We start from the raw sequence: 6,862 nt of genomic DNA, 5'->3' as shown, positions 1-6,862 counted from the left end.
GGCTGGTCCACCAGGCACACAAGGTGCCGCTCAAAGGCGAATCCATGCGCAAGCGCACGTCAACCGACGCCAAGAAACGGGCATCGTGATCACCTACGCTACAATCTCCTGACCGCGCAGTACCACCTTCCTTCCCTGATCACGTTCGCCGAAACCGCTGATCACCTTCACCGAAATCCGCAGCATGCTCGGCGACTGCCCTGCTTGTACTTTCATGATCGCGAAACTACGTCAGGTTCGGTGATGGTCATCTCAAGCAGGACGGCCGTACGATGGCCGGGTACGCCCCCACTGCTAGCCGCATACAGGGTGTTGGCTTGTGGTGCAGGCGATTAATTGCATTTAAGTGTTTGAGCCCGTATATGGCATCCAAGTGCTGTTGAGACCTGGAGGTGAGTGGTCGTTGTGAGTTGCTTCTCGCGCTACCGTTCAATGGGCCGAACCAGACCTTGCAGCTGAAACAGCGTAAGGCCGAACCGGTCAAATACAGCGTTCTCAGCCTGGCAGCGGTCAGCAAAGCCATAGCGAACGGCACCGTGACCGGCCAGGTGCCCAAGTCCGGGTAGGTCAATGAGAAGGCGACTCAAGCGATTGGTACGTAGTGCCTCCCGGAAACTAGTACCTTCCGCGAACAACCTTCGCGACAGATCCTTCTTCGTCAGACACGCGAGAGTCGAGAAAAGCTCAAGTGTCCAATCGAGCTCCGGTCGTGCAAAGGTATGGAATGCCAGCAAGCGGCTGAGAGGCTGGCTCACGCCTCGCGCGGTGATCTTCGAGAGTTCGTCTCCCCAACTCGCGTGCACAGCGATTTTCACTGCAGCGCCCGCGCTGAGCGAAAGATCGAACTCATTGAAAGGCTGAATGTCGAACCGTTGGCTTTCGCGTAGTTGCTGGGTGCGTCCGCGATGGCTCCCCCAGATTGGCCCAATGACCGGCTCAATAGTCACAAGGGCCGGAAAGACAAGGTTGCAAACCGTTGTCAGGCCGGCTTCCCTCGCACGCAGCGTCACCTCCATATTCTAATCGATCATCCCGAGGATGTGATTCGCCGTGAAACTCGAATGATCCCGACTAGTAAGCCTTAATCTTACTGTGTCATAAAAAGTAAGGCATGATATGCCCATCATTTTTCCCTTTGATGGGAGGTGCCATGGGCATATCCAAAGAGTTCGATCGATACATGGCTCACCTGGCTGAAGGGTTGGGTCATGCCGACCGTCACGCAGGATTGACTGGGTATTGCACCGGTCTGATGCTGCCTCTGTCGCGCAAGAGCATCGAACCCATGGCAGCCCGCGTTGATCCGCTGCGCGCCAGCGCCCGGCACCAAGCCCTGCATCACTTTGTCGCCAAGGCCCAATGGAGTGACCAGCAACTGCTCAATCGCGTGGCGCAGTGGGTGGTGCCGCATATGGACTTCAGCGCTGGCGGCTGGTGGATCGTCGACGACACGGGCTTTCCCAAGAAGGGCGTCCACTCGGTGGGCGTGACACGCCAATACTGCGGGGTGCTGGGCAAGCAGGACAACTGCCAAGTGGCCGTCAGCGTCTCGCTGGCCTGCGAACAAGGCAGCCTACCGGTGGCTTGGCAACTGTACTTGCCCCGCAACTGGGCCGAAGATGCCGAGCGCAGACTCAAGGCCGGGATTCCCGAACACATCGAGTTTGCGACCAAGCCTCAAATTGCCCTGCAACAGTTACGGGGCCTGCTCTCTGAAGGAGCACCCAAGCACTGCGTGCTGGCCGACGCAGGCTACGGGATCGACTATGCGTTTCGTCAAGGGCTGACCGATCTGGGCTTGCCCTACGTGGTCGGGATCACCTCGGCCGTGGTGGTCTGGCCACCGGGGGTGGAGCCCCTGCCGCCAAAGCCCTACAGCGGCATGGGCCGTCCCCCGGTGATGCCACGGCGCACCGCCAAGAGACAGCCGGTGAGTGTCAAGGCATTGGCGCAGTCCTTGTCCGACAGCGCATTCCAGAACATCAGTTGGCGCGAAGGCAGCAACGAGCGCCTGACCGGCCGCTTTGCGGCGCTGCGGGTACGCTGCGCCGGGGGTAACGTGGGCAAGGCGCGTCTGCTGCCCCAGCAGTGGCTGCTCATCGAGTGGCCCGCAGATCAGGCCGAGCCTGAGAAGTATTACCTGTCCACGCTGCCCGAAACCACGGCACTGAACGATCTGGTGCGCGCTGCGCACATGCGCTGGCGCATCGAGCGCGATTATCAAGATCTCAAGCAGGACCTCGGCCTGGGCCACTATGAGGGGCGGGGTTGGCGGGGCTTTCACCACCATGCCAGCCTGAGCATCGCCGCGTATGGCTTCCTGATGGCGCAGCGACTGAAAGCCGGCAGCAGCGCCGGCGGTAAAAAAAACTTCATCGAATGCCAGGTGCCTGCCATTCCCGAAGATTACGTTCCTCGGGGAAGTCCAGCGCGCGCAGCGTCACGTGCCGAACTCGATCAGGACGCTGCGCCTTCAGTTGAGCGTCGCACTCGCAGGCGCCCTGGGACATTGCCCGCATTGCGCCGCCGTTAGCGTTCGACTACGTTTGTGACACAGTAAGATTAATACAGCTCTCGAAAATCCTCTTCCCAGTATTCGCCGTCCGGGCGCTGGGCCACCTCGCCCCGTTCAAGCTCGCGACGCCGCAATTCAACACGTCGAATCTTTCCGGAGATCGTCTTTGGCAATTCGCCAAACTGCAAACGGCGAATCCGCTTGTACGGCGCAAGCCGCTCGCGTGAGAAGCAGAATATGCTGTACGCCAGTTCCGGACTGATCTCGTAGCCATGGCGCAGAGTCACAAAGGCCTTCGGCACCGATAAGCGCAACTCGTCGGGGCTCGGCACGACTGCCGCTTCAGCAATTGCCTCGTGCTCAATCAGCACGCTCTCGAGCTCGAAAGGACTGAGTCGGTAGTCGGAAGACTTGAAGACATCATCCGATCGGCCCACATATACGTAATGGCCGTCTTCTCGGCGTAGGGCTAGGTCACTTGTATGGTAATAGCCGTTGCGGGTTGCATGGGCGGTAGCCGCGGCATCGTTCTGATAACCCGTCATCAGCCCGAGCGGACGCTCACTAAGCGGCAGCGAAAGTTCGCCTTCGCAGGTAGGCCTGTCGTCAGCGTCGAGCAGTACGGGTTGGTAGCCAGGCAGTGGCCGCCCCATTGCCCCGGGTACAACCGGTTGCCCCGGGGTGTTGCCAATCTGGCAAGTCGTCTCGCTCTGGCCATAGCCGTCGCGGATTGTGACGCCCCATGCGTGCTGCACACGCTCAATAACCTCTGGGTTAAGCGGCTCACCCGCGCCAACAATCTCCCGCAGTTTCACCGAATACGACGCGAGCGGTTCCTGTATGAGCATACGCCAGACAGTCGGAGGCGCGCACATTGTTGTCACCGCATAACGCACCACTGCGTCCAGCGCGTCCTGTGGATCAAAGCGCGTATAGTTGTAGACAAACACGCAAGCCTGCGCATTCCATGGCGCGAAGAATGAACTCCATGCATGCTTCGCCCAGCCCGGCGAACTGATATTCCAGTGCACATCGCCAGGCTGTAGACCGATCCAGTACATCGTCGACAGATGTCCAACCGGATAGCTTTGGTGTGTGTGTTCGACTAGCTTCGGCTTCGACGTTGTCCCGGATGTAAAGTAAAGCAACAGCGGGTCCGTCGCGTACGTCAGGCCATCCGGAACAAATACACGATCAAAATCATACGCTTGGGCGAGATCAAGCCAGCCATCCGGCAAATTATCATGGGCGCCGACCGCGATGCGCATCAGGCTGCTGGCGAGCCCATCGAACTTCGCCAGTTCAGAGGCTGCGGCCACCACGACGCGCACGTCGCCAGCCTCGATGCGGCCACGCACGTCGTCCGGCGACAGCTGTATGGTGGCAGGCAACACGACCGCGCCGAGCTTCATTGCAGCCAGCATCACGTCCCAGAGCTCGACGCGGTTCGGCAGCATCAGCAAGATCCGGTCGCCACGAGCGACGCCTAGCGAACGCAAATAGTTCGCCATCCTTGACGATCGCTCCGACATCTGTGCGAACGAAAATCGCATACCGCTTGTGGCCAGTTCGTCAACGATCCACAGTGCCGGGTTCTCGTTGTCACGTGCCATCACATCGAAATAGTCTAGCGCCCAATTGAACGTCTCGAGTTTCGGCCACGCAAACTCGCGATAGGCACGTTCATAGTCAGTACGGTAACGCAGTAAGAGGTCGCGCGCCTCGACAAATGCTTGCGCCCCGTTGGGATACCTATTCATAGTCATCTCATAAAAGATCTTCGCCTGGTTGCCGGATTACGCCTTATCCCGAAAAAAATCTACGGACCCATCCGCAATCAAGGCTTACTGAGCGTCGAACATCTTGCGATGGTGGCCCTGTTCGACGAGAACTTCAACCATCTCAAGATGGTGCTTCCTCGCCGCGAAACGCGAAAACTCAAATGCACGCACTTGCGCCGGAAGTGTCGGGCCGCACACGAGGGCCGAAGCGATAGCGATTGCCATTGCCTCCCACGCGGGGAGGACTCTCGCAATAGTTGCGCTCCAGGCGATTCTCGCCTTCTGGCACGGACTAGATTCAGTTGAGTTCCTTGCTCGAATAATCGAGAAGCCATCTAGCGACGATTAATCTATTGATCTCTCCTGCTCCTTCAAAAATATCGAATATGCGCGCATCGCGGAACCACTTTTCCGCCAGGTACTCTTCCGTCAATGCAAGTGGCCCAAGCAGATCCATGCACTCCTGAGTAATCCGCCGAGAGGCCATGCCACCCAACGCCTTTGCCATGGCCGCTTCGACCATCGTCCCCTCATCCGCAACTCCCTGCTTCTGCTCGGACCACTTGGCATGAAGGATTAGCAGCTTCGTTGCATCGTGCCACGCCTCAAGCGCAATGACGCGATCGTGCACCGCCGAACGCCCATTTCTTCCCTTTCCGTAGTCAATTGCGTTACCGTCCTTCAGCAAATTGTCGTGGACCATCTCGAGCATGTTCCGCGCCGCCTTCAGGCCAAAGGCGGTGACCATCGCACGAGAGCCATTGAAAACCATCAACGTCCGCTTGAAATCTGCATTGAGCTTATTGACCGATGGAACACGACAATCCTGGAGCACGAAGTCCGCCGTATCCCAGGCGCGTACGCCCATCTTGTCCACTTGACCAATTAGCTCCAAACCTGGAGTACCCTTTTCCACCACGAACGAACAGAACGGCCGAATGCCATGTTCGTCTGGAGCACCGCGCAGCATCACTACCGCTCCGGCCGCCTCGCCAAAGCCCGAACAATAGATCTTCTCCCCGTTAAGCACCCATTCATCGGTCGCTTCGTCATATCGCGCGCTACCGACCATCGCACGCGGGTCCGAGCCGGCCCCGGGCTCCGTAATCGCTATTGAAAGCAGTTTATGCCCAAAACGCTCGACCTGTTCCGGGGTCCCGGCGTACGCAACAATCTTCGTGCCTAGAAACCGGTTTGAATCGCGACGCAATCGAACGTCGGGATACTCGAGGTGTAGCAGCGATTGGGCGACAATGGGGCCGCTGGTTCCAGCGGCATCCTCCTGAAGCAACGCATAGGGGTCAGGACGCCCCTTCGCCTCCGGCAGTTCTACCGGCTCGAGCTCTTCATGATGCTGATCGTAGTAGCGCGCATACTTCCGCGAAATTGCCGCGTCCTCGCGAGCGATGTTGACCAGTTCCTCGTCTCTCGGTGTGAGGGTGAAATCGACCATGTTTAGCCTCCTTTAATCGACGTTAAACGCCTGCCACGCCCTCGAGCATTGAAACCGCCCTCGCGTTCCGGTACCACATCTCGAGCGGATGCTCGCGCACGAACCCGTGCCCGCCAAAGATCTGCACGCCTTCGTCCGCGGTATGCATCAATTGGCGCGCGGCATAAACATGCGCGAGCAGAGCCGACTGTGTCGCCACGCCATTTCGCTCGAGTTCGGAGGCGGCGCGCCAGCTCATGAGGCGCATGGAGGCAACATCTGTGTACATATCTGCGATACGAAATGCAACCGACTGCTTGCGCGCCAATGCCGATCCGTGCACAACGCGCTCCTTCGCATACGGAATCACATACTCCATGACACCGCGTGACAGGCCCGTCATCATGGCTGCCAAGCCGATTCGCGACGAATCGATGATGCGCTGGACGTCGGCGCCACGATCCGCACCCAGTCGCGCCGAATCCGGCACACGCACGCCGTCGAACACAACGCTGCCCATTTCCAATGCCCGCAATCCAACAGTCGGGATTGGCGCCTCCGTCCGGACCCCTGGCGTATCACGTTTTACGATGAAGGCCTCGCGCTTATCACCAGCGCTTGCAACTACCAGAAAATAGTTTGCAACGGCGGCCAGCGGCACTAGCGCCTTGCGGCCATCGATTCGCCAACCTTCCTCTTCGCGAACCGCGGTAGTCTTCAGTTCAGAAACATCGAAACTGAAGTCCGGCTCCATGACTGCGATCGCAGCGGCATAGAATTGGTCTTCCTGAAAGAGTGGAAGAAGCGCCTCGCGCTGCGCACGTGAACCGAAATCGAGAATTGCCTGCGCAAACGCGACTGGGGTTGCAAGCGCCAGAGCCAAGGTCACGTCGGCAGCTGCCAGTTCCTCGAATACAATCGCGTTGAGAACCGAACAACGTCTCTTGTTCTCGTCCCCCTGCAGTTGCGCAAGGCCGGTAGACCACAACATGTTCAGTACGTCGACCGGAATCCGCGATTCCCGGTCCAATTTCTTGGCAATTGGGCGCAGTTCCCCGGCCGCGAAATCCCGCATCGCAGTCCGAGCGAGCTCCTGCTCCTCATTCAAGTCGAAGGTAATCAAGTGTCTCTCCT

5 protein-coding genes and 1 pseudogene are annotated in these 6,862 nt (G+C 58.7%); 2 read left to right on the top strand and 4 right to left on the bottom strand.

Annotated elements, in window-relative coordinates:
* Positions 1 to 89: pseudogene (locus tag AC3FKH_RS30745) on the top strand (AAA family ATPase); the annotation flags it as partial.
* 333 nt (positions 90 to 422) lie between these two features.
* Here the strand turns inward: AC3FKH_RS30745 and AC3FKH_RS30740 are convergent.
* Positions 423 to 1,016: a hypothetical protein gene (locus AC3FKH_RS30740; protein WP_488679466.1), complete on the bottom strand. Its 594-nt coding sequence runs from the start codon at positions 1,014 to 1,016 to the stop codon at positions 423 to 425.
* A gap of 134 nt (positions 1,017 to 1,150) precedes the next feature.
* Here AC3FKH_RS30740 and AC3FKH_RS30735 point away from each other — a divergent pair, with 134 nt between their 5' ends.
* Positions 1,151 to 2,533: an IS701 family transposase gene (locus AC3FKH_RS30735; RefSeq protein ID WP_488679465.1), complete on the top strand. Its 1,383-nt coding sequence runs from the start codon at positions 1,151 to 1,153 to the stop codon at positions 2,531 to 2,533.
* A 29-nt stretch (positions 2,534 to 2,562) separates the two neighbouring features.
* On the opposite strand, the gene AC3FKH_RS30730 is transcribed toward AC3FKH_RS30735, so the two are convergent.
* The 3 genes from AC3FKH_RS30730 to AC3FKH_RS30720 all read right to left on the bottom strand — a co-directional run bounded on the left by AC3FKH_RS30730 (position 2,563) and on the right by AC3FKH_RS30720 (position 6,851).
* Entirely contained in the window at positions 2,563 to 4,275 is a 1,713-nt protein-coding gene (locus AC3FKH_RS30730; RefSeq protein ID WP_488679464.1) for an AMP-binding protein, read from the bottom strand.
* A 319-nt stretch (positions 4,276 to 4,594) separates the two neighbouring features.
* Positions 4,595 to 5,749, bottom strand: coding sequence for an acyl-CoA dehydrogenase family protein (locus tag AC3FKH_RS30725; protein WP_488679463.1), 1,155 nt, complete (start codon positions 5,747 to 5,749; stop codon positions 4,595 to 4,597).
* A gap of 22 nt (positions 5,750 to 5,771) precedes the next feature.
* Positions 5,772 to 6,851: an acyl-CoA dehydrogenase family protein gene (locus AC3FKH_RS30720; RefSeq protein WP_488679462.1), complete on the bottom strand. Its 1,080-nt coding sequence runs from the start codon at positions 6,849 to 6,851 to the stop codon at positions 5,772 to 5,774.
* Between the last annotated feature and the right edge of the window lie 11 nt (positions 6,852 to 6,862).

This window comes from Cupriavidus sp. 21MJTG02-4, from assembly GCF_057798975.1.
The sequence above is the reverse complement of the archived record's forward strand: the minus strand, read 5'-3'. Positions and strand labels throughout refer to the sequence as shown.